Origin of the sequence: Bradyrhizobium sp. Arg237L, assembly GCF_029990105.1 — a bacterium.
In the GTDB taxonomy this organism is placed as follows: Bacteria; Pseudomonadota; Alphaproteobacteria; order Rhizobiales; family Xanthobacteraceae; genus Bradyrhizobium.
In genome coordinates this window covers 1-843 of record NZ_JAQMIL010000191.1, presented here as the reverse complement: position 1 = coordinate 843, position 843 = coordinate 1, and the positions used below count along the sequence as shown (strand labels likewise).

Sequence of the window (843 nt, the reverse complement as noted above, 5' to 3'; positions counted from 1 at the left end):
TCAGAGTCGCGTTAGCTCGGCCGACGCGCCGTTAGGCGCGTCACCATCGGCATCGGCATGTCCTTCGGCGGCGGCCCCGCAGCGTCAGACCGTCCAGCACGTCGTTGCGTGCCGGCCATTTCGCGTCGGCCTGCTTCGCGGGCACTGCTCCGTCGCGGTCTGATCCATAGCCAGGGTTGCGCAGGCAGGCGCGCACGGCGATACGGCAAGCGGAATCGTGCGCCATTCCGCATCTGCTCTCACGTTAAACATCATCAGCCCCTCAACTCTCACTCGTGACATCAGCTTTGAAAAATCAGGATCAGGTCAGGTCGGCCGTCGCGCGGTGACTCGGGTGACGACCGGCATCGGCATGTCTTTCGGCGGAGGCTCGCGCAGCGTCAGACTGCCGATCACCTCGTTGCGAAGCGCAGCATCGACCTCGGGATCACCGGTCGACGGCGTCAGGACCACCCGACTCACACGGCCCGAATTGTCGGCCCAGAGCTTCACCTGAATCTGCGTGGCCATGTTGCGCGTCTTCGGATTGGACCGGATCGCCGCCTCGATCTGCGTCGAGACGATGGTCGAGTACCAGCCCCAGCGGCTGCCACCGCCGCCCCCGCCACCATAAGGACTGCCGCCCTCCTTGCCGCCGAGATTGAAGAGATCGCCGGGTCCAGTCGCCTGGGCGTCAAGCGACAGTGGGCCCGGCGGCTCGTCGTTCTTGGCATCCTTGACCGGCTCGTCCTGCGGCTTCTCGATCGGCTTGTCTTCCTTGAATTCGGGCTCGGCCATCTTCGGCTGCTCGATCATCTTCTGCTCGGGCGGCGGAGGTGGCGGAGGCGGCGGAGGTGGCGGCGT

General features: G+C 65.7%; 1 protein-coding gene and 1 pseudogene. Both read right to left on the bottom strand.

All coding sequences use genetic code 11. From position 1 onward, the window contains the following. Nucleotides 1-11 precede the first annotated feature (11 nt). Nucleotides 12-109, bottom strand: a pseudogene (locus OZ411_RS42925) (energy transducer TonB); the annotation flags it as partial. A gap of 197 nt (nt 110-306) precedes the next feature. Further along, on the bottom strand, nt 307-843 hold a 537-nt coding region (locus OZ411_RS42920), incomplete at its 5' end, for an energy transducer TonB (RefSeq protein ID WP_282532797.1).